At 40.8% G+C, this 22,063-nt stretch carries 27 protein-coding genes; 16 read left to right on the top strand and 11 right to left on the bottom strand.

Annotation, left to right across the window (positions count from 1 at the left end):
* Positions 1–33: 33 nt before the first annotated feature.
* From rpmH to BSEPE_RS07590, 10 genes are read left to right on the top strand one after another with little or no spacing between them, the layout of a single operon-like run.
* A complete protein-coding gene (gene rpmH / locus BSEPE_RS07635; RefSeq protein WP_066045854.1) occupies positions 34–174 on the top strand; it encodes a 50S ribosomal protein L34 in 141 nt (46 codons plus the stop codon).
* Positions 174–512 carry a ribonuclease P protein component gene (gene rnpA, locus BSEPE_RS07630; RefSeq protein WP_066045851.1) on the top strand — a complete coding sequence of 113 codons (339 nt, stop codon included), beginning with the start codon at positions 174–176 and terminating at the stop codon, positions 510–512. The genes rpmH and rnpA overlap by 1 nt, the downstream gene beginning before the upstream one ends.
* Entirely contained in the window at positions 509–736 is a 228-nt protein-coding gene (yidD, locus tag BSEPE_RS07625) for a membrane protein insertion efficiency factor YidD (RefSeq protein ID WP_066045848.1), read from the top strand. The genes rnpA and yidD overlap by 4 nt, the downstream gene beginning before the upstream one ends.
* A 12-nt stretch (positions 737–748) precedes the next feature.
* The gene (gene yidC / locus BSEPE_RS07620) at positions 749–2,368 is read left to right on the top strand and encodes a membrane protein insertase YidC (protein WP_066045844.1); all 1,620 of its coding nucleotides are present in this window, start codon (positions 749–751) and stop codon (positions 2,366–2,368) included.
* A 49-nt stretch (positions 2,369–2,417) separates the two neighbouring features.
* Entirely contained in the window at positions 2,418–3,260 is an 843-nt protein-coding gene (locus BSEPE_RS07615; protein ID WP_066045841.1) for a TauD/TfdA family dioxygenase, read from the top strand.
* Positions 3,247–4,278: a pentapeptide repeat-containing protein gene (locus tag BSEPE_RS08295; RefSeq protein WP_066045838.1), complete on the top strand. Its 1,032-nt coding sequence runs from the start codon at positions 3,247–3,249 to the stop codon at positions 4,276–4,278. The genes BSEPE_RS07615 and BSEPE_RS08295 overlap by 14 nt, the downstream gene beginning before the upstream one ends.
* Complete coding sequence (locus BSEPE_RS07605) at positions 4,278–4,649, top strand: pentapeptide repeat-containing protein (RefSeq protein ID WP_066045835.1); 372 nt, start codon at positions 4,278–4,280, stop codon at positions 4,647–4,649. Before BSEPE_RS08295 ends, BSEPE_RS07605 begins: the two co-directional genes overlap by 1 nt.
* A complete protein-coding gene (ampD, locus tag BSEPE_RS07600) occupies positions 4,613–5,164 on the top strand; it encodes a 1,6-anhydro-N-acetylmuramyl-L-alanine amidase AmpD (protein ID WP_066045832.1) in 552 nt (183 codons plus the stop codon). Before BSEPE_RS07605 ends, ampD begins: the two co-directional genes overlap by 37 nt.
* Positions 5,133–5,654, top strand: a complete 522-nt coding sequence (kdsC, locus tag BSEPE_RS07595; protein ID WP_066045829.1) for a 3-deoxy-manno-octulosonate-8-phosphatase KdsC — start codon at positions 5,133–5,135, stop codon at positions 5,652–5,654. Before ampD ends, kdsC begins: the two co-directional genes overlap by 32 nt.
* A complete protein-coding gene (locus tag BSEPE_RS07590) occupies positions 5,651–5,950 on the top strand; it encodes an MGMT family protein (RefSeq protein ID WP_066045826.1) in 300 nt (99 codons plus the stop codon). The genes kdsC and BSEPE_RS07590 overlap by 4 nt, the downstream gene beginning before the upstream one ends.
* On the opposite strand, the gene BSEPE_RS07585 is transcribed toward BSEPE_RS07590, so the two are convergent.
* Genes BSEPE_RS07585 through BSEPE_RS07545 form a run of 9 tightly spaced genes read right to left on the bottom strand, consistent with a single transcriptional unit; the run spans position 5,947 to position 12,770 of the window.
* The gene (locus tag BSEPE_RS07585) at positions 5,947–6,360 is read right to left on the bottom strand and encodes a F0F1 ATP synthase subunit epsilon (protein WP_066045824.1); all 414 of its coding nucleotides are present in this window, start codon (positions 6,358–6,360) and stop codon (positions 5,947–5,949) included. The genes BSEPE_RS07590 and BSEPE_RS07585 overlap by 4 nt on opposite strands.
* Entirely contained in the window at positions 6,361–7,743 is a 1,383-nt protein-coding gene (gene atpD, locus BSEPE_RS07580) for a F0F1 ATP synthase subunit beta (protein ID WP_066045821.1), read from the bottom strand.
* Positions 7,744–7,780: 37 nt separating this feature from the next.
* Positions 7,781–8,644, bottom strand: a complete 864-nt coding sequence (gene atpG, locus BSEPE_RS07575; protein WP_066045818.1) for a F0F1 ATP synthase subunit gamma — start codon at positions 8,642–8,644, stop codon at positions 7,781–7,783.
* Positions 8,645–8,660: 16 nt separating this feature from the next.
* Entirely contained in the window at positions 8,661–10,202 is a 1,542-nt protein-coding gene (atpA, locus tag BSEPE_RS07570; protein ID WP_066045815.1) for a F0F1 ATP synthase subunit alpha, read from the bottom strand.
* Between the two features lie 23 nt (positions 10,203–10,225).
* The gene (locus BSEPE_RS07565) at positions 10,226–10,774 is read right to left on the bottom strand and encodes a F0F1 ATP synthase subunit delta (protein ID WP_066045810.1); all 549 of its coding nucleotides are present in this window, start codon (positions 10,772–10,774) and stop codon (positions 10,226–10,228) included.
* 12 nt (positions 10,775–10,786) lie between these two features.
* Complete coding sequence (locus BSEPE_RS07560; protein ID WP_066045807.1) at positions 10,787–11,257, bottom strand: F0F1 ATP synthase subunit B; 471 nt, start codon at positions 11,255–11,257, stop codon at positions 10,787–10,789.
* A gap of 24 nt (positions 11,258–11,281) precedes the next feature.
* A complete protein-coding gene (gene atpE / locus BSEPE_RS07555) occupies positions 11,282–11,521 on the bottom strand; it encodes a F0F1 ATP synthase subunit C (protein ID WP_066045805.1) in 240 nt (79 codons plus the stop codon).
* Positions 11,522–11,547: 26 nt separating this feature from the next.
* On the bottom strand, positions 11,548–12,414 hold the full coding sequence (atpB, locus tag BSEPE_RS07550; protein WP_066045801.1) for a F0F1 ATP synthase subunit A: 867 nt from the start codon (positions 12,412–12,414) through the stop codon (positions 11,548–11,550).
* The gene (locus tag BSEPE_RS07545) at positions 12,414–12,770 is read right to left on the bottom strand and encodes an ATP synthase subunit I (protein WP_408065655.1); all 357 of its coding nucleotides are present in this window, start codon (positions 12,768–12,770) and stop codon (positions 12,414–12,416) included. Before BSEPE_RS07545 ends, atpB begins: the two co-directional genes overlap by 1 nt.
* Positions 12,771–12,933: 163 nt before the next feature.
* On the opposite strand from BSEPE_RS07545, the gene BSEPE_RS07540 reads away from it, so the two are divergent.
* Together BSEPE_RS07540 and BSEPE_RS07535 are read left to right on the top strand one after the other, a co-directional pair.
* Complete coding sequence (locus BSEPE_RS07540) at positions 12,934–14,220, top strand: NAD(P)/FAD-dependent oxidoreductase (protein ID WP_066045798.1); 1,287 nt, start codon at positions 12,934–12,936, stop codon at positions 14,218–14,220.
* Positions 14,221–14,265: 45 nt separating this feature from the next.
* Positions 14,266–14,721, top strand: a complete 456-nt coding sequence (locus tag BSEPE_RS07535) for an RDD family protein (protein WP_066045795.1) — start codon at positions 14,266–14,268, stop codon at positions 14,719–14,721.
* On the opposite strand, the gene recN is transcribed toward BSEPE_RS07535, so the two are convergent.
* Together recN and BSEPE_RS07525 are read right to left on the bottom strand one after the other, a co-directional pair.
* Positions 14,718–16,379 carry a DNA repair protein RecN gene (recN, locus tag BSEPE_RS07530; protein WP_066045792.1) on the bottom strand — a complete coding sequence of 554 codons (1,662 nt, stop codon included), beginning with the start codon at positions 16,377–16,379 and terminating at the stop codon, positions 14,718–14,720. The two genes, BSEPE_RS07535 and recN, sit on opposite strands and share 4 nt — an antisense overlap.
* A 2-nt stretch (positions 16,380–16,381) precedes the next feature.
* Positions 16,382–17,197 carry an NAD(+) kinase gene (locus BSEPE_RS07525; RefSeq protein ID WP_066045789.1) on the bottom strand — a complete coding sequence of 272 codons (816 nt, stop codon included), beginning with the start codon at positions 17,195–17,197 and terminating at the stop codon, positions 16,382–16,384.
* Positions 17,198–17,273: 76 nt separating this feature from the next.
* Here BSEPE_RS07525 and grpE point away from each other — a divergent pair, with 76 nt between their 5' ends.
* The 4 genes from grpE (at position 17,274) to dsbD (ending at position 22,031) form a co-directional block, all read left to right on the top strand.
* Complete coding sequence (gene grpE, locus BSEPE_RS07520; RefSeq protein ID WP_083503006.1) at positions 17,274–17,885, top strand: nucleotide exchange factor GrpE; 612 nt, start codon at positions 17,274–17,276, stop codon at positions 17,883–17,885.
* A 91-nt stretch (positions 17,886–17,976) separates the two neighbouring features.
* The gene (locus BSEPE_RS07515) at positions 17,977–18,618 is read left to right on the top strand and encodes an adenylate kinase (protein ID WP_066045785.1); all 642 of its coding nucleotides are present in this window, start codon (positions 17,977–17,979) and stop codon (positions 18,616–18,618) included.
* 104 nt (positions 18,619–18,722) lie between these two features.
* The gene (locus BSEPE_RS07510; RefSeq protein ID WP_066045781.1) at positions 18,723–19,739 is read left to right on the top strand and encodes a thioredoxin family protein; all 1,017 of its coding nucleotides are present in this window, start codon (positions 18,723–18,725) and stop codon (positions 19,737–19,739) included.
* Between the two features lie 57 nt (positions 19,740–19,796).
* Positions 19,797–22,031, top strand: coding sequence for a protein-disulfide reductase DsbD (gene dsbD / locus BSEPE_RS07505; RefSeq protein WP_066045778.1), 2,235 nt, complete (start codon positions 19,797–19,799; stop codon positions 22,029–22,031).
* Positions 22,032–22,063: the final 32 nt, after the last annotated feature.

Below are 22,063 nucleotides of genomic sequence, written 5' to 3'. Positions count from 1 at the left end.
AAAATTGCTCATTTTATTTGACCGTAACTAATTATGAAACAAAAAAGAACCTTTCAACCGAGTGTTATCAAGCGTGCAAGAAAACATGGTTTTAGATCAAGAATGCGTACCAAATCAGGTCGCGCGGTGATTAACGCTCGTAGAAGAAAAGGACGCAAGCGTTTGGCAGCCTAATGTCTCTCGGGCTGACGCATGAAGCCAAAATTCTTAAAGCCAACGAATACGCCAGCGTTTTTAAAGGTGGGAAATTCATAAAAGGCGAGTATTGGCAAATCGTTGCAAAACCTGTTAACAATTCTAAACCTCGTTTAGGGTTGGCTATTTCGAAGAAAGTATATCGTTTGGCCGTTGATAGAAATCGATTTAAGCGTATTGCCCGAGAAACTTTTAGATTGGAAAAGCAACAATTGGACAATTGGGATTTTGTGGTGATGGCAAGGCGTTCAAAGCCTGTAAAAAATGGGGTTTTATCTGTAGAATTATTGAATTTATTTAAGAAGGTAACGCAATGAAATATGTTTTGTTAGTCCCGATTAAATTTTATCAACTATTCATCAGCCCTTTGTTGGGTTCTAATTGTCGTTTTGACCCAACTTGCTCGCAGTATGCCTATGAAGCAGTGCGACAACACGGATTTTTCAAAGGATTTAATTTAAGTATTAGACGCATCGGCAAGTGCCACCCTTGGCATGAGGGTGGTTTTGACCCAGTACCAGAAAAAGAACATTCACACTAAGCAAATATTATTATGAACAATCAAAAATTATTTTTAGGCATTGCAATTTTTTTAACGGTTTTTATCTTATGGGATAAATGGCAAATCACGCAAACAGTGGATGCAGATGGCAATGTCGTGCGTAAAACAACCACAACCCTGATAGGTGCGCCAACTGCAAATGGCGATGTACCGATGATGGACACGCAACAAGTGGAAATTGATTTGCCGACTATGCCAACTGTTGTTCAAAAGGGTGGGTTTACTACGGTAACCACGGATTTGTTGACGGTAGAAATCAGTCACAAAGGTGGCACGATTCAAAATGCTTTCTTGAATAACTATCCTGTTGAAATGGGCAGTGAAGAGAAGTTTCAATTATTGAGTGACAAAGCAGGGCAAGTATTCCAAGCGCAAAGTGGTTTAGCATCAAGCAATGATTTGTTACCGACGCATTTGTCTAATTTTCGTTCTGTCAATACTGATTATCAAATGAATGGCGATACTTTACTGGTGCCATTGACTTGGCAGGGTAAAAACGGCGTTCAAGTGGTGAAGAATTATCACTTTAAGAAAGGCAGTTATGTGGTGGGCGTGGATTATCAAATTAAAAACAACACCAGCCAAGACATTCCAGTTAAGTCGTATGTGCGTTTGAGTCGCCATCCAATTGATCAAGGCAATGTGACGATGCCGACTTTTACGGGCGGCATTGTGTATGACAAAGCAAAAGACAGCGTGCAAAAAAATAAGTTTAAAAATTGGGAAGATTTTGAATCGCAGCAAGCACAGGGTGGCTGGATAGCAATGGCGCAACAATATTTTATTGCAGCGTGGATTCCAAATCAAAATGAAACGCAACACTTTTCTGCCAAGGTAAGTAAGGGCATTTACAAATTAACCAATGCCAATCAACAAATGACCGTGGCTGCGGGAACGACAGCCACATTGGCGACTAATCAACTTTATGTTGGGCCGAAAGAATATGGCAAAATTGAAAAGGTGGCAACAGGCTTGCATTACACACTAGATTATGGGTTTTTGGATATTCTCGCCAGTCCACTATCATGGGGCATTCATAAAATTAACGAGTTTATTGGCAGTTGGGGTTGGTCAATTATTTTGATTACTTTCTTGATTAAGTTAACATTTTATCCGCTTAGTGAAAAATCTTATCGCTCAATGGCGGGTATGAGAAAATTAGCACCAAGATTAGCAAAACTCAAAGAAACCTATGGCGATGACAAGCAAAAAATGGGGCAAAAAACCATGGAACTGTATAAGAAAGAGAAAATAAATCCCGCCTCTGGTTGTCTGCCGATTATGGTGCAAATCCCGGTATTTATTGCTTTTTATTGGATGTTGCTTGATACTATTGAATTACGCCAAACGGCTTTTTGGTGGATGCCAGACTTATCAGCAATGGACCCGTATTACATCCTGCCAATTGTGATGGGTGTTTCTATGTTTATTCAACAAAAACTAAACCCACCACCGGCTGATCCAATACAGGCTAAGATTATGATGGCGTTGCCGTTAGTGTTCACAGTGATGTTTTTGTGGTTTCCGTCGGGATTGGTGCTTTATTGGGTATTCAACAATACCTTGTCAATATTGCAGCAATGGACCATTAATAAAAGAATCAACGGCTAATTATTGCATAAATTTTAGATTTTTTTTCTCAATGAATTAAAATAGCGAAATGCTATTTGACAATTCAGATGATTATAAATACTGGCGAGATGAAAAACTTGCCAATGCCGAAAGCAATATTGAGGCATGTTTGGTTGAGATTGCCAACCCGTATGCGCTGACCAATACTGAAAAAGATAAAATCCAGCAACTTTGTCGTTACAATAATTTTGCTTTATTTGCCATCACGGCGCAAGCCGATTATGCCAATGCCATCAACCAATTTAATCAACAATTTGGTTTGAACAATCAAGACCAGCATCTTTATGTGCAAAAGGACGGCTTGGCACACATTACCCCAACAGGCAACAAGCAACAAGGCGAATTTATTCCCTACACCAATAAAGCCATCGGCTGGCATACCGACGGCTATTACAATCATCCTGATAAGCGCATTCGCAGTTTTAGTTTATTCTGCGTCAACCCTGCCAATCATGGTGGAGAAAACAGCTGGCTGGATAATGAAATACTCTATATTTTATTACGCCAACAAAGCCCAGAGGCTGCCGAATTACTCACCAAAATCGATGCCATGAGCATCCCCGCGCACAGTGAAAATGGCAAAATCTTGCGCCCCAAATCAACAGGTGCAATTTTTATGCAAGACAACAAACGGCTTTATTTGCGTTACACCCAGCGTAAAAAAAATGTGCAATTTACCAGTGAAGTCGTTGCCGCCGTCGCCTTATTGGACGATATTTTAGCCGCAGGCAGTGATTATCATTTTCAACATTTAATGGCAAAAAACCAAGGTATGATATGTAACAATGTCATTCATAAGCGCAGTAGTTTTATTGATGATAAACACAATCCACGGCTACTTTTAAGGGGGCGATATTTTGAGCGGGTTTAGCGAAAAACTACAGAAAATTAAAGTATATAAAAATATTGACCTAAGATATGTATTTGATAATGGATATTTTAGAAACTTTTACACCCATCAATTTAATCAATCCTATTGGCAACATCAAAACAAAATTGCCGAATTTAGGCGCATCCATAACAACCATAAAAAAACTGCCAATACGACAAAAAGGGCATTCGGTGTTATTTCTGCAGCCGTTGTTGTTGCGTCATTTAATAGCACCTATGTGCCTTGGTTTGTTGCTAATATCGATAATATTCTTATTAAGATAACCTCTGTAGGCGTCTCAGGTATCGTGATGTCTGCCCCTATTGTTTTTGTTATTTGGATATTTCGTGATAAGAATCACTTAATGGAACTTGACAACGCCAGAAAAGACACCAATCTTAAAGAATTTCAACAACTACAACGCTGGGCAACCGGCAATATTGAGGGCGATGAAGACAACGCAGACAACAAGATTGCCCTGCAAATATCGGCGCTGCATTCTTTGCGCGGCTATCTCAAAGGCGAATATGGTGAGAGTTTTAGGCGGGGTGCGTATGAGATTTTCCGCGCCAGTTTAGCCACTCAGCATCAAAAAATCTTGCAAGAAGTAAAAAAACAAAAAAATCTCAGCATAGCAGATGCGATAAACCGTTGTTCACTCACTAAACAACTCAATATTATTGCTCATGAAGAGTGGTTTAATTTATTGATTAATCACGATTTCCCCACTAATAACATCAGTTTATTAGGCGTAGATTTGCAAGAAACCTACCTGCACCACCGGATTTATGACGAAACCTTAGATTTATCGCACGCACAACTACAAGGGGCGAATTTGCTGCATGCACAACTACAAGGGGCGAATTTGTGGCACACACAACTACAAGGGGCGAATTTGCGGCACACACAACTACAAGGGGCGAATTTGATAGGTGCACAACTACAAGGGGCGAATTTGCGGCACACACAACTACAAGGGGCGAATTTGATAATGCACAACTACAAGGGGCGAATTTGATGGATGCACAACTACAAGGGGCGGATTTGCTGAATGCACAACTACAAGGGGCGAATTTGACAGGTGCACAACTACAAGGGGTTTGTTTAGGTTACGACTCCTTAAATTTTAAAGAAAGAATAGAGCAACGAACCGATAAAGACACCGACAGCAACAACTTAAAAGAACAATATCAGGTGCTTGATGATGCGCAAAAATCAGAATTGATTACAATGCTAAAAACAGTTGGAAGCCCTTCGGCTAAAAAAGCAATAGGGCGCATTGAATCCGCCTCAGAAGAACTGGACTTATCAAACGCAATGACAGGGACATACAGCAAAAAAGAAGCTGATAAATGGTTGAAAGATTATCTGGCGGCTACAAAATTATGATTTTTAAACAATGTCCATCACCCAATTTTAGCAAGCGAGATTCACAGGTTGATATGATTGTTATTCATAATATATCTTTGCCGCCAAATCAGTTTGGGGGTGGGTATATTGAGGATTTTTTTCAAAACAAATTAAATCCCTATGCCCATCCGTATTTTGATCGCATCAAAACCCTAAAAGTATCCAGCCATTTGCTTATCAAGCGTGATGGCGAGACGCTTCAATTTGTTGATTTTGCTGATAAAGCTTGGCATGCAGGTGCATCGTATTATCAAGGACGGGATGATTGCAATGATTTTTCCATTGGCATTGAATTAGAAGGTGCAGATGATATTGCCTACACCAAGGCGCAATACCGAGAACTCAATAAAATTCTAGCCTATTTGTGTCAACAATATCCGATAAAATATATTGTTGGTCATAGTGACATTGCCCCAGGTAGAAAGAGTGATCCGGGGCGCGCATTTGATTGGAGAAAAATAGATGAACACAGACAAATTAGCAAAAAAAATTAAACTCATCATCTTTGATGTGGACGGCGTTTTAACCGATGGCGGGTTATATTTTGCCGAGGATGGTTCGGAAATAAAGCGTTTTAATGCATTAGATGGACATGGCATCAAAATGCTCAAAGACAACGGCGTTGAAGTGGCAGTGATTAGCGCTAGAAACACTAAAAGCGTTGAGTATCGAATGAAAAACTTAGGCATTAAACATTTTTATCAAGGGCAAAGTGATAAGGTTGTTGCCTTTAATGCGTTGTTAAAAACGCTCAGTGTCAGTGCTGATGAAGTCGCATATGTGGGCGATGATGTGATTGATTTGCCAGTGATGAGCAAAGTAGGCTTTGCCATTGCTGTTGCCAATGCACATGATTTAGTCAAACAACATGCACACTTAACGACAGACAAAATCGGCGGACACGGTGCTGTGCGTGAAGTTTGTGATTTTATTCTCAGGGCGCAAGGTAATTTCGATAAAGCGATGGCGCCTTATTTGCAATGACCGAATTCCAACAACTTTGCTACAAAACCCTTAAAGAAAAAGTCCCTGCGGGTAAAGTCATCACCTATGGTGGGCTTGCCAAACTGATTAACCATCCAAATGCATACAGAGCTGTTGGTTCTGCTATGAATAAAAATCCTTTTGCGCCTGAAGTACCTTGCCACCGTGTGGTGAAATCGAATGGGGATTTGGGTAAGTTTGCCTATGATATTTCGCTTAAAGTAAAACGCCTTGAAGAAGAAAGCGTTTTAGTGGAGAATGGAAAGGTTGTTGATTTTAAGAAAATCTGTATTTAACCTTTCTTGCCTCGCATTTTGCTAATCATTTGCAATTGAGCTATTGACTCGGCAAGAGCAGCTTGTGTTTTGCTTAAATCTTGGTCACCTTCTGAGTTTTCCATTGCTTCCTCTGCCCGTTGTTTGGCTTCTAATGCCTTAGTTTCATCCAAATCGCCAGCACGAAGCGCTGTGTCAGAAAATATGGTTACGACATCAGGCTGAACTTCAACAATGCCACCAGAAACATAAATAGATTCAATGCCATTTTCAGTTTCAATACGCACTTCACCCGGCTTTAATGTTGATAAAAGCGCAACATGCTTTGGATAGATGCCTAATTCACCCGTTGATGCAGGTGCAAATACGCACTTGGCATCACCCGAATAAAGAGACTCCGTTGCACTGACAACATCGACATGAATAGTCATTTACGCACTCTCCGCCGCTGCTTTTTCACGCACTTCGTCAATAGAACCCATCATATAGAATGCTTGCTCTGGAAGGTCGTCCATTTCGCCGTCAAGGATAGCTTTGAAACCTGAAATTGTGTCTTTTAGTGACACATATTTACCTGCTGAACCTGTGAACACCTCTGCCACGAAAAATGGCTGAGAGAGAAAACGCTGGATTTTCCTAGCACGAGAAACCGATTGCTTATCTTCTTCGCTCAATTCATCCATACCCAAAATCGCAATAATATCTTTTAATTCTTTGTATCGTTGCAACACACCTTGCACGCCTCGTGCAACATTGTAGTGTTCTTCGCCAACGATGAGTGGATCTAACTGACGAGAAGTGGAATCAAGTGGGTCTACTGCAGGGTAAATACCCAATTCTGCTACTTGACGAGACAGTACAACCGTTGCATCTAAGTGCGCGAAAGTGGTTGCCGGAGATGGGTCAGTCAAGTCATCTGCAGGCACATAAACTGCTTGGATTGAAGTGATTGAGCCTTTCTTAGTTGAAGTAATTCGTTCTTGCAATGCACCCATTTCTGAGGCAAGCGTTGGCTGGTAACCTACCGCTGAAGGCATACGACCTAAAAGCGCTGATACCTCTGTGCCCGCAAGTGTGTAACGATAAATGTTATCAATGAATAATAAAACATCACGACCTTCATCACGGAAATACTCAGCCATTGTTAAACCCGTCAAAGCCACACGCAATCTGTTTCCCGGTGGCTCGTTCATTTGACCGTAGACCAGGGATACTTTGTCTAGGACATTAGATTCTTTCATTTCGTGGTAGAAATCGTTACCTTCACGAGTTCTCTCGCCAACACCAGCAAATACTGAATAACCCGAATGTTCAATCGCGATGTTACGGATAAGTTCCATCATATTGACGGTTTTACCAACACCAGCACCACCGAACAAGCCGACTTTACCGCCTTTGGCAAATGGGCAAACTAAGTCGATGACTTTAATACCTGTCTCTAAAAGTTCCGCAGCAGGGGCTAATTCATCATAAGCAGGGGCACTACGGTGGATTTCCCATTCTGCTTCTGGGTTAATGTCACCGGCATTATCAATTGGTTCACCCAATACATTCATAATACGACCTAAAGTCTTAACGCCGACAGGCACTTTAATCGCTGCACCTGTGTTGGAAACCTCTAGACCGCGTTTAAGGCCTTCAGAAGTACCCATTGCAATGGCACGAATAATGTTATCGCCTAATTGCTGTTGAACCTCTAAGGTTAACCCTGTTTCCGTCACTAATAAGGCGTCATAAATACTTGGAATCTTGCCTTCTGCAAATTCGACATCGATAACCGCGCCAATAACCTGTGTAATTTTTCCGTTGCTCATTTTGCTTATCCTCTTTTTAAACTTTTACTGTTAATATTTATACTGCAGCCGCACCACTCACAATCTCAGAGATTTCTTGAGTAATGGCTGCCTGTCTTGCTTTGTTGTAAACTAATTCTAAATCTTGAACCATATCACCTGCATTATCCGTTGCACTTTTCATTGCAATCATTCTTGACGACTGCTCACAGGCGATGTTTTCAACCAAGCCTTGATAAACCAAAGCCTCGATGTAACGCACCAATAATGCGCCGAGTGCTATCTCTGCATCTGGCTCGTAGATGTAGTCCCAATGATGATCCATGCCGTCTACTTCGCCTGCAACCATGGGTACCAATTGTGTGACTGTCGGTACTTGGGTCATGGTGTTTTCAAATTTGTTATAGGCAACTGATAATTGCTGAATTTCGCCTTCGTCATACGCATCTAGCATCACTTTGACTGTGCCTAATAGGTCATCAAAGTGAGGCGCATCACCCAAATCTGTCAAAACTGATTTAATGACTAATCCTGAATTTTTAAAGAACGAGGTGGCTTTCTTACCAATGGTGCAGATGTCAACTTCGACGCCTTGCGCTTGATATGCCAGCACTTGCTTTAACAAACTTCTGAATAGATTGGTGTTTAAGCCACCACATAAACCACGGTCACTGGAGATAATAATGATGCCAACGCGTTTAAGGTCACCCGTTTCTTTCATATACGGATGTTTAAATTCTGAATGTGCGTAAGCCAAGTGTCCAATAACTTTGGATATTTTGTCAGAATAAGGGCGAGAAGCCAACATTCTGTTTTGTGCTTTTTTCATCTTAGAAGCTGCGACCATTTCCATGGCCGCAGTGATTTTTTGAGTATTTTTAATACTCGCAATCTGTGTTCTAATTTCCTTTCCGCTTGCCATTGTTTATATTGCCCTATTACCAAGTATGATTTGCTTTAAAGTCATCAATCGCTGCCTGTAATTCAGCTTTGATGTCGTCATTATAGTCACCCGTTTCGTTAATTTTATTTATTAATGCCACTTGGTTTGCACCCATATAGGCAATCAATGCCGCTTCAAAATCAACAATCTTATTCGCCTCAATATCATCTAATGCGCCAGAGTTGGCTGCGAATAATGAAGTTGCCATTTCAGCCACTGATAGTGGAGAGTATTGGTTTTGCTTCATTAATTCTGTAACGCGCTGACCACGGTCGATTTGTGCTTTAGTTTCTGCATCAAGGTCTGATGCAAATTGTGCAAACGCCGCCAATTCACGATATTGTGCAAGGTCAAGACGAATACCACCGCCTAACTTCTTAATGATGTCCGTTTGTGCTGCACCACCTACGCGAGATACTGATAAACCGGCGTTAATCGCTGGACGGATACCTGAGTTGAATAGGTCAGTTTCTAAGAAAATCTGACCGTCAGTAATAGAAATTACATTGGTTGGTACGAATGCAGATACATCGCCACCTTGGGTTTCAATGATTGGTAATGCGGTTAATGAGCCGGTTTTACCTTTTACTTTGCCATTGGTTAATTTTTCTACATAATCTGCATTGATTCGTGACGCTCGTTCTAATAAACGAGAGTGCAAGTAAAACACATCACCTGGGTAAGCTTCACGACCTGGTGGGCGTTTCAATAGTAACGACACTTCACGATAAGCCCAAGCCTGTTTGGTCAAGTCGTCATAGACAATCAGTGCGTCTTCGCCAATATCACGGAAATACTCACCCATTGAACAACCCGCATAAGGGGCAATATATTGTAAGGCAGGTGCATCAGAAGCGCCAGCATTTACCACAATGGTATTTTCCATTGCACCATGTTCTTCTAATTTGCGTACAACTGCTGCTACTGATGAGTCTTTTTGACCAATCGCAACATACACACATTTGACCCCTGTATTTTTCTGATTGATGATTGCATCAATTGCAACAGCAGTTTTACCGGTTTGTCTGTCGCCAATAATTAACTCTCGTTGTCCACGACCAACGGGCACCATTGCGTCAATCGCTTTCACACCTGTTTGAATGGGCTGGTCAACCGATTGACGGTCAATAACACCTGGTGCAATAACTTCTAATGGGCGTGAATTTTCTGCCTTAATGTCGCCCTTACCGTCAATAGGCTTGCCTAATGCGTTAACAACGCGACCTAACATCGCTTCACCAACAGGTACTTCTACCAAGCGGTTGGTGCACTTAACCGTGTCACCTTCAGAAATATGCAAATATTCACCTAAAACTACCGCACCAACGGAATCTTGCTCTAAGTTAAGCGCCATGCCGAAAGTATTGCCTGGGAATTCAAGCATTTCACCGAACTGAACATCCGCCAAACCATGAATACGCACAATACCATCACTTACGCTGATTACCGTACCTTCTGTACGCGCTTCAGCTGCAAAATCAAAGCCTTCTATTTGCTTTTTAATTAAATCACTAATCTCGCTTGCGTTTAATTGCATAACCTTTCCTCTTATAAATTAAATTAATTGATTGACAAACGCGAACTTAGCTCGTCTACACGAGCCTTGACCGATAAGTCAACCACTTTGTCACCTTCTTTAATCACAACGCCACCGACCAAATTTTCATCTACTTCAGTATCGATGCTCACTGTCGTATTGTATTTATCTGATAAGTTACTTGTGATTTCCTTTTCTTCGGTCGCACTTAACTTGTAAGCACTAATTACATGAAATACTTTCGCATCGCTGTCGAGATTGGATTTTGCATCAAATAATTCTAAGATGCTTGGCAATACAACAATACGACCATTCTCTAATAACAAATTAACAAACGCTGTTTCTTCCTTGCTCAATGCTCTGCCCAATGCAGATTTAAACACACCTGTTAGTACTTCTACCTTTTTGGCTTTGTTGGCACTCGGTGAAGCAACAAATGCAGACATCATCGCATCCTCTGCAATCGATGCACCCACCTCTAAAACAGCCTTCCAGTCTGAATGAGATTTGTTTTGCTGTGCAATTTCAAAAATTGCATTGGCATAAGGTTTGGCGATTGTCGTTAATTCCACTGTTCTCGTTCCTTATAAAGTCTGCGACAGTTTTCCCAACATGTCTTGGTGTACTTTAGGGTCAACCTCTTTGTCTAAAACTGCATTCACGCCCTGCATAACCAATTCAGATACTTGGTCTTTTAATTGGTTACGCACGCGTTGTGACTCTTGCTCAATTTCAGCGTGTGCTTGTGTTTTGATGCGGTCTGCCTCTTGAGAAGCGGTGCTCTTAGCGTCTTCAACCATACCCGATGCTTGTTTTGCTGCATTAGCAATAATTGCAGCCGCTTGGTCTTTGGATTGGTTAATGGTTTCTTGGGCTTTTTGCTGCGCTTCTTTGTGCTCTGATAAGCCTCGTTCTGCTGCAATCAGACCACTCTCAATGCGTTTTTTACGCGCTTCCATAGCCGCAATAATTGGCGGCCATACGAATTTCATGCAGAACCATGTGAACATGGCGAACATGATTAGTTGTCCAATCATCGTCAAATTAATATTCATAGCTTAAACCCTGCTTTTAAATAATTAGCCTGCAACCGCAAATAAGATATACATTGAGATACCTACTGCAATCATTGGAACCGCATCTACCAAGCCCATTACGATGAACATTTGCGTTCTAAGCATTGGAATAAGTTCTGGCTGGCGTGCTGCACCTTCTAAGAATCTTGCACCCAAGATGCCGATACCTACCGCTGCACCTAATGCACCTAAACCCATTAAGATGGAACCTGCTAAAAATAGCGTTGCTTGTACTTCTGTCATTTTCTTACTCCTTTTTTGTTAAAAAATTAATGGCTTTCGTCGTGTGCCATGTCCATATATACAATCACCAATGTCATAAAGATAAAGGCTTGTAACAATACGATTAAAATGTGGAAGATTGCCCAAGGCACTGATAGTGTCCACTGAATCCAAAACGGTAATAACGCGATTAAGATGAAAATCATCTCGCCAGCATACATGTTACCAAATAAACGCAGCGAGTGTGATACTGGCTTTGCAATTAATGAGACAAATTCTAAGAAAAAGTTAGCTGGAATCAATAGAACCTTTAAAAATGGGTTTTTAGATTCAAATGGGTGTAGGGTTAATTCTGCAACAAAACCGCCAACACCTTTGATTTTAATTGTATAGTACAACATCAATAAGAACACGCCGATTGACATACCGAAAGTGGCATTTGGATCGGTGGTCGGCACAACTTTAAAGAAGACATGATGTGGATCAGCACCAAAGGCGACGCCAATATATTGTGCAATTTGTGGCACCCAGTCAACCGGGATCAAGTCCATCGTGTTCATTAAGATAATCCAAATAAAAACGGTTAAGGCCAGAGGAGCAACCAATGGGTTTTTGCCGTTAAAGGAACCGCGAACATTTTCATCAATAAAGTCGATAATGCTTTCAATAAAGTTTTGTGCGCCTGAAGGAGTGTCAGTGGTCATCCTCTGAGCGATGCGATAGAAGAAAAATAAAAACACAGCACCCAAGAAAAATGAAACGCCCAAGGTATCTAAATGAAACGCCATAAAGCCCATTTCTTTGGCTTCTGCAGCAGATTGTGCCAAGCCCCAATGCCCATCAGGGAATTGACCGTAAGTCAAATTCTGTAAGTGATGCTTAATGTATGCACCTGATTCCATTTCTGCTGACATTATCTATACAAAGCCTTGTCTAATAAAAAACCAATTAACCCTAAAACCAAACCAATAATTAGTGCATCTGCATTTAACTCAAGGACAAAATAACCTGTCAAAGTTAAACCCACTACAATTGCCATTCGCATTATTACACTAATGACCATCATCCAGAGAGCTATCTGGGCACTAATAGTTGCGTCTTTTTTTTGTTTGTTCGTATGCCTGGTAATCAACGCCGTATTAATCAAACTGATTACACCTCCATAAAGCGCAGAAACGCCTGCATCTATTGTGGAGAAGTAAGCGATAGACGCCAACATAATAGTTAATTGAACTTTTGGCAAGGTCTTATAATTTGCCAATATTAGCACCACAAACTAACAAAAAATCGGAATTATACAGTTTAGGTAACAATAAATAAAGTTAATTTTGTCTTTTTATAACTACATTAAATAACAGTAATATACTAATGTATTTGACAAATGATACAATATCCTTAATAATATGGTTTTAAAATAAACGAGAGGAATTAAAATGGCACATATAGTTGTTATTGGAGCGAGCACAGGTGGATTGCCTTTTGCTTATGATATAAAGAAAACACTAGGTAAAAATCACGAAGTAACGGTGATTTCTAACAATCCGAACTTTAACTTTATCCCTTCAAACCCATGGGTTGCTGTTGGCTGGCGTTCTGAAAGTGACATCAGTTTTGAACTTGAGCCAAAATTAACGCGTAAGAACATTAATTTAATCGTTGGTGAAGCAACTGAAATCAAACCCGACGAAAACCAAGTGTTGGTGGGCGAGCAAGTCGTTGATTACGACTACTTAGTTTTGGCAACAGGACCAAAATTAGCCTTTGACGAAGTTGAAGGGCTTGGTCCAGATGGGCATAGTGTTTCTATTTGTACAACAGCACATGCTGAGGTTGGCAGACAAAAATGGGAAGAGTTTTGTTCAAATGGCGGCGGTCCGATTGTTGTTGGTGCAGTGCAAGGTGCTTCTTGTTTCGGTCCTGCCTATGAGTTTGCAACCATCATGGAAACCGACTTAAGAAAACGCGGCATTCGTGATAAATGCCCGATTACTTTTGTAACCCCTGAGCCATATATTGGACACTTAGGTTTAGGGGGTGTTGGCGACTCTAAAGGCTTGTTAGAGGGAGAATGTCGTCATCGTCATATTAAATGGCATATCAACAGTAAAGTTGCCTCAGTTCAGGCCGACAAGGTTGTGATAGAAGAATGTGATGACAATGGGGAAGTGGTTAAAACGGTAGAAATTGCAAGTGCCTATACAATGTTATTGCCGGCTTTTAAAGGTGTTGACACAGTTGCTAATTTAGCCAATGTTGATGCAGGTTATGTTAATCCGCGTGGTTTTGTATTTGTGAATGAGCACCATCAATCCCCTGTTAAAAATAATATCTTCTCTGTAGGTGTTAATATTGCCATTCCACCGGTAGAGGCAACCCCTATTATGTGCGGTACACCGAAGACAGGCTATATGATTGAATCAATGGTAACCGCTGTTGTTCATAATATCGAAGAAATGATTGATGGCAAAGAGCCATCAAATATTCCAACTTGGAACGCAGTTTGTATTGCCGATATGGGTGACACAGGTGCAGCTTTCGTTGCTATGCCACAAATTCCTCCGAGAAATGTAACTTGGGCAAAGAAAGGTAAAATGATGCATCTGGCTAAGATTGCTTTTGAGAAATTCTTTATTCGCAATATGAAAACAGGTAACTCAGAACCCGCTTATCAAAAATATATCTTTAAGATGTTAGGCATTGAGCGTTTGAAGAAAAAATAGAGATTTTGGGCAACTTTATAGATTTATAATTTTAAGGGGTATAAATTGAATAACGAAGAGTATGAGTACGCAGGATTTTGGATTAGAGTCGGAGCATCATTGATTGATTCGTTATTATTTTTCATAATTACCCTTCCATTAACGTTTTCGATATATGGTAGTTTGATATGGGAAAGTAATGGTGTATTTTTAGGAGGGGCTGATTTTTTAATCAATGTTACATTCCCATTGTTTGCAACTGTGTTATTTTGGTTTTATAAATCTGCCACCCCTGGAAAGATGGCATTAAAAATAAAAATAGTTAATGCTGACGATGGTGCCAAATTAAGCGTGGGGCAATGTATAGGGCGATATTTTGCCTATATTCCAGCAATGCTAATATTTATGCTAGGTATTATTTGGGTGGCGTTTGATAAAAGAAAACAAGGCTGGCATGCTAAATTAGCAAAGACCGTTGTTATTAGGAAAAAACAAGATAATAAGGCGATTTTTAACGGCTAAAGACTAAGTTTAATCATCTCAGCAGCAGCATTTCGTGCATTATCAGTAATGATGGCTCCTCCTAAAATACGAGCAATTTCATCAATGCGTTCATCGTTGGATAGTTGCATTACGGTGGTTTGGGCGCCATCATCTGTTTGAGATTTGTGTACGCGCAAGTGTTGATGACCAAAGGCAGCGACTTGTGCTAAGTGGGTAATGCAGAGGATTTGATAGTTATTACTGAGTTGCTTGAGTTTTTGCCCGACCACTTCGGCAACGGCGCCACTGATGCCAACATCAACTTCATCAAAAATTAAGGTTGGTGTGTATTCACTGTCACTACTAATAACTGAAATCGCTAATGAAATGCGGGACAGTTCGCCACCAGATGCAACCTTTTTTAAGGCTTTGAAATCACTACCCATATTGGTCTTGACTAAAAAATTAATGTTTTCGTTACCGTTATAATGCACGCCTTCTGCCTTTTTTGGCAAGTCGGCAATAAACGCACTACCGGGCATGCCCAACACTTGCATAGCTTCGGTAACTAAGTGCGATAAGCGTTTGGCTTTTTCAGTGCGCACTTTACTTAATGCGTCGGATTTTTCGTTATAGTGTTTTGTTAGGGCTGCTTTTTGTTCTTCCAAGTCGTTTATTGACGCGCCTACATCACCGATGACATCTAATTCAGTAGAAATTTTGTTTTTGACTTCAATCAATTCGGTAATTTGACACGAGTGTTTGCGTGCTAAATTATGTAATTCGCTAAGGCGTTCCTCAAGATTTTTAGTGGTTTCTTCGTCGAATGATAGAGCGCTTAAATAACGGGTTAATTCGTAAATACTTTCTTGCGTTTGTACTTGGGCACTGGTCAATAATTCGGCAATTGGGGCTAGTTTTTCATCAGTATTCGCTGCCTGACTTAGCGAATAACTCAACGCCATTAATTGCGTATTCACGCCATTTTCCTCCTCAAGTTGACTAAGAATGGTTGAGGTTTGTTCAATCAAACTGGCGGCATTGGCACTGGCTTTAAAATCATTCTCTATGGTATCTAAGTCTTCTTGTATCAATGCTGCCGCTTCTAATTCGTCCAATTGATGGTGCAATAATTCTTGCTGTTGCTGTTTCAAGTCTTGATTATTATTGAGCTCGTCAATTGTATTGCAAATAGTATTATATTCCGCCACAATGACATTTAATGCCACACAAGCCGTAGAATTTTGTGCATAAGCGTCAAGCAAATCGCGTTGTTGGTCGGGGCGTAACAGCAGTTGATGTTCATTCTGACCATGCATATCAATCAACAATTCACCCACTCCCCGTAACACCGATAATGGCACACTGGTACCATTTATAAAGGCTTTCGAGCGTCCATCACTGGTAACAATGCGACGCAAAACGCACTCCCCATCTTCATCCAGAGAATGTTGCTTGAGGTAGTCATGTATTTTTTGTTGGTTTTCTACCTCAAACACTGCGCTGACTTCGGCTTTATCCTTGCCATGACGCACAAGCGTCGAATCACTGCGATGACCGAGTGCTAAATTTAGGGCTTGTAAGAGGATAGATTTTCCCGCCCCCGTTTCGCCCGTCACCGTGCTCATACCCGATGTAAAAGACAAGTCAAGTTTTTCAACAACAGCGAGATTTTTAACCGATAACTGGGATAACATTGCTAAAGTTTTGCACCCCAGTGTAACTTAGAGCGAATAATTTCAAAATAATCATAATTTTGTGGGTGCAACAAATGAATTGAACTTTTGTGTTGACGCACATAAATATCTTGCCCCGCTGAAATTGGCACCGAAGTTTGCCCGTCAAAATTGACCGTAGCACCCTCATCAGATTCTTTAATATGCACCACTATCTCACTTTCGCCTGGCACTAATAAAGGGCGATGACTCATTGTGTGCGGGCAAATAGACACAACGCCGATGGCATTCACACCTGGATGCATAATTGGTCCGCCACTGGATAGTGCATAGGCAGTTGACCCCGTTGGCGTAGTGATAATAAGTCCATCGGCGCGTTGATTACTGACGAATTTTCCATCAATAGATAAATCAAATTCAAGCATTTTTAAAGTCCCAGTCCTATGTGCCACCGCATCATTGAGCGCCAAGTATTGCCCTAATACTTTGCCATCTTGCTCAATCTGGCAGGACAACAAATGACGCGCCTCTTTGGTAAAGTTGCCGTTCAGTACTTCGGTCACAATGTCTTGCATTTTAGTCGCAGGCACATCAGCCAAAAATCCGAGATGACCTAAGTTGATCCCCAATATCGGAATTTTTTTGTCCACAAAATTGCGAGCAGTGTTCAATAGCGAGCCATCACCACCGACAACGATAATCAAGTCCGCCTGCTCTCCAATTTGCCCGCCACGCACAATAGTAACGCTTTTTTGTTCAAGCAAATTACTGAGTTCGCTCGCCTTTTTATCGCTATTTGGGTCGTTGGGTTTGGTAATAATTCCGATTGTATTAAACATAGTTGTTTATTTGTAGTTGATTTATTTAAAATAGTACCTATATAACAAGCGAAATATACACGAATTGGATGGAAAAATGACAAAAAAGAAAACAAAAGAATCAAAAAATCAAACAAAATCAACAGAAGTAAAGGATGAAGCGCTTGAAAGTCAAGCAGAAGCAACTTCAACGGAAGAAATAAACATCGAAGATGCAATTTTAAACGCTTCTAAAATAGACAGCAGCGATGACATGCAATCGCAATTAGAAGAAGCGCAAAAATCTGCCAAGGATAGTCACGATAAGCTTTTGCGCGCTCAGGCAGAAATGGAAAATATGAAACGCCGTAACGCTATTGATTTGGCAAATGCGCACAAATTTGCGCTTGATAACTTCGCCAAGGCATTACTTGAGGTCAAAGATTCATTAACCATGGGGTTAAAAACTGCAAAAGAAGAAAATGCAACCATCGACAGTATTTTGGAAGGTTTAAAGATGACCGACAAAGTATTTTTGTCTACTTTGAAAAAATTCGACATAGAGCCCATCGACCCAACTGGTGAAAATTTTAATCCAGAATTTCACGAGGCCGTTACTATGATTCCAATGCCCGACAAGAAATCCAACTCTGTTTTAGAGGTCGTGCAAGTTGGTTTTACTTTAAACGGTCGCTTAATGCGTCCGGCAATGGTTGTAGTTGCTCAATAGACTGTAAAAATTATGGTATAATTTACCCTCGTTTTTTGCCTCTAACGCTATAAAAAAGAGGCTAAATTTTATTAATTATCAAGGACATATTATGAAACTTATTCTTTTAGGTGCACCAGGTGCAGGCAAAGGTACTGTTGCCAAATTACTCACGAAAATCGATGGTTCAGTTCAAATCTCTACAGGCGACATTTTGCGTGGCGCAGTAGCAGCAGGCACTGAGTTAGGCAAGCAAGCACAGGCAGCTATGAAAGCAGGCGATTTGGTCTCTGACGATTTAATTATGGGCATTATGGAAGAGCGCCTTAAAGAAGACGATTGCAAATCTGGCTACTTGTTAGACGGCTTCCCGCGTACCATTCCGCAAGCAGAAGCGTTGAAAAAATTATTGGACAAAATGGGTGAAAAATTAGACGCAGCGGTTGAAATTGATGTTCCTCGCGATGTTATCCTTGACCGTCTAACCACGCGTCGTACTTGCACGGGCTGTGGTGAGATTTATAATGTTAAATCTAACCCGCCAAAAGTTGAAGGCGTTTGTGACAAATGTGGCGAACCAGTCGTTCAACGAGACGACGAAACTGAAGAAGCAATCAGTAATCGTCTTAATGTTTATAACGAACAAACAGCCCCACTGGTTGGTTTTTATAAAGAGGAAGGTTTGTTGTTGAGTGTTGATGCAACTTCATCTGAAGCGGTTATTAACGCTATTCAAGAAAAAATTAATGGCTAATTAATCCACTTGATTACCCGTAAAAACCCCGACTTTGCTCGGGGTTTTTTAATACCTTGATTAAATAAAGGTTATAATTGAGAATAATAAACGAGGGTGGTTTTATGAAAAAGCATAATTTAAAATGGGTTTTGGTTACCTTTCTGTTGGTGATTTTTGTGAGTAGTGCGCCCGTTCTGGCAAAGACTGGGGCGGTGACCGGAGGTGTGAAATATTCGTTGCCAAGTTGGTTCAAGGAGAGTTTTTTAGAATTGGCGGATGATGTGGATGAGGCAAAACAAGGGGATAAACATGTGTTGTTGTTTTTTCATTTGTCGGAGTGTCCGTATTGCGACCAGATGGCGAAAAATTTTGATAAGCCGCCCTTAAAGCAGATTATTCAGGAAAATTTTGATGTGATTGCGATTAATATTCTGGGCGATAAAGAGGTGGTTTTGAATGAGGATGAGGCAATGACAGAAAAGGAATTTTCGACAAAAGTCGGGGTGCGATATACGCCGACGATTGTGTTTTTGAATCAGAAAAACAAAGAAGTGGCACGAACGAATGGGTATCGGAAACCGCAGAAATTTAAGCAAATTTTGAGGTATGTGGCAAGTAAGGCATACGCAGATTCGACGCTGGCAGAATATATAGAGCAAACGAAAAAGGTGGGAGATTATCAGTTGCAAAATCACGCGATGTTTCAAAAAGTGACAGATTTTTCTGCGATTAAGGTGCCGTTGGCAGTTATTTTTGAGGACAGCAATTGCGAGGCTTGTGGGTATTTTTACGATAAGACGCTAAAAGAGCAATCGGTGATGAATGAGTTTAAGGCATTTAAGGTGGTGAGGCTTGATGCGGACTCTACGCAAAGGATTGTGGATAATATGGGCACTGTGACGACGCCAAAAGCGTGGGCGAAGCGGTTGAAATTGACTTATCGACCGGGGATTGTTTTATTTGACAAGGCTAAGGAAGTGAGTCGGATTGATGGTTTTTTGTACCTGTTCCATTTTCAAGAAGCGTTGCGTTATGTAAGCGGTGGGTTTTATCGAGAAATTCCGACTTATGGGGCGTATTTGGGTGTGCGACAAAAGCAATTGTTAGCGCAAGGGATTGACATTGATATTAGCAAATAATCTTTACTTGTTCTTGTTAAGCGTATAACATAAAAAAAGTATTTTGAGGAAAAGACAATGAAGCGTTTATTATTATCACTATTTTTATTATTTTCTATGGTTACGCAGGCAAATACTGAGTTATTGCCTGCAGATGAGGCGTTTGCGTTTAAGGCAAAGGTAGTAGGGGATGAGATTCTTTTGGATTGGAAAGTAGCGGATGGCTACTACCTTTATAAGGAGAAAATCAAGATTTCGTCGGACCATTCATCGCGATTGGGCAAGGCGAAATTTCCAACGGCAAAGATTAAGGACGATGAGTTTTTTGGTAAGATTGGAATTTATCGCCATAGCGTAGCGGTGCCTGTGCCTGTGTTGGAAGGTGATACACAGTTTGTTGTTCTTAATGTGGTATTTCAAGGTTGTGCAGATGTAGGTGTGTGCTATCCGCCGATTACTAAATCGGTGACGCTAAAAGTACAAAATAATCGTAAGAAATCTTTAGTCGATGGGGCGTTTAATATGTTCTCCAAAGCAAAATCTACAATGCAATCTATTGTGCAAAAGAAGGTGAAGATTTCGGATGAGCCATTGCCTGCAGATGAGGCATTTGCCTATTCAGTAGAGGCAATTGACGCAACGACTTTGCGTGCGATTTGGCAAGTGCATCCAGAATATTATTTGTATCGTGATAAATTTTTCATTGATGTTAAAGGGGCAGAATTTGGGGAAATTGATTTCCCTAAGTGGGAGATAAAAGACGATCCATTATTCGGAAAAGTAGAGGTTTACAAAGGCAATCTCGTGGTTGACATTCCGCTGAAAAATATTCAAACTAATAAAGTTACTTTTTCGGCTAAGTACCAAGGTTGTTGGTTGGGCGGGATTTGTTACCCTCCGATAGAAAAAATTACCACTATTACAATGCCAAAAGTGAGCGAAGTTGTCAAACCTATTCAGCCACAAGCACCGGTAAAATTACAATCAATCGTGACACCAGTGGTGGTAAATGATGCGCCATTAAATGAAGCCGACCAAATTACCGCACTGCTCCAACAAGACAACCTCTTATTAGTGTTAGTCAGTTTCTTTGGTTTTGGTTTATTGCTGTCATTGACCCCTTGTGTGTTCCCGATGATTCCGATTTTGTCAGGCATTATTGTTGGGCAAAAAGGAACAATGACGACTAAAAGAGCGTTGGTTATGTCGATTGTTTTCGTCTTGGCAATGAGTGTGACTTATTCAATAGCGGGCGTGTTAGCAGGATATTTCGGCGAAAATTTACAAGTATTGTTACAAACGCCAGTTGTTTTGATGGTATTCAGTGCGATTTTCGTGGCGTTGGCATTTTCAATGTTTGGCTATTATGACATTCAATTGCCATCGGCGTTGCAGAGCAAAATTACCAGTATCAGCAACAAACAAGAAGGTGGCAACTTAATCGGCGTCGCTATTATGGGTTTTTTATCCGCATTAATTGTTGGCCCATGTGTTGCCCCGCCACTTGCAGGTGCGTTGATTTATATCGGACAAACGGGCGATGCCCTACTTGGCGGATTGTCATTGTTTGTAATGAGTTTGGGTATGGGTGTACCACTTATCGCAATTGGTGCAGGCGTAAGCAAGTTGCCTAAGGCGGGTGGCTGGATGGATAATGTCAAATATGTGTTTGGCATTATGATGTTAGGTGTTGCAATCTATTTATTGGACCGTATCATTTCGCCATTCGTTTCCTTGATATTATGGGCATTGCTCTTCACTTTGTCCCCAATTGCAATGGGCGTTTTTCAAAAATTAGGCGACACCGCATCCGCCTTCCATCGCCTATTTAAAGGCATCGGTTTATTGATGCTAATTTACGGTTTATTGTTAGGTGGACTAGTTGCTCGTGGTGGTGGCGATATGCTTGCACCATTATCAGGCTATGGTGCAAACGCACCAGCAGAAAAAGTACATGTTGTATTTGATAAGGTTAAATCCAATGCTGATTTAGACCGTATCCTCGCCAAAGCACAAGGTAATAATCAAATTGTGATGTTAGATTTTTATGCCGATTGGTGCATCTCTTGTAAAGAAATAGAGCGTTTTGTTTTTTCAAACGCCGAAGTGGTCAAACAGATGAAAAATGTCATTGCCCTACAAGCTGATGTGACTAAAAATGATGCAACCGATAAGGCGCTAATGAAACGCTTTGACATCATTGGACCACCAGGAATTTTGTTCTTCAAAAACGCTGTTGAAAATCGTTCGCAACGTATTGTTGGTGAGATAAATGCACAAGATTTCATTAAGCATTTGAACAGCGCTAAGTAGTAGGTAAATACGCTTAAAATCGCTAATGTTGG

Source organism: endosymbiont of Bathymodiolus septemdierum str. Myojin knoll, assembly GCF_001547755.1.
Taxonomy (GTDB): Bacteria; Pseudomonadota; Gammaproteobacteria; order PS1; family Pseudothioglobaceae; genus Thiodubiliella.
The sequence above is the reverse complement of the archived record's forward strand: the minus strand, read 5'-3'. Positions and strand labels throughout refer to the sequence as shown.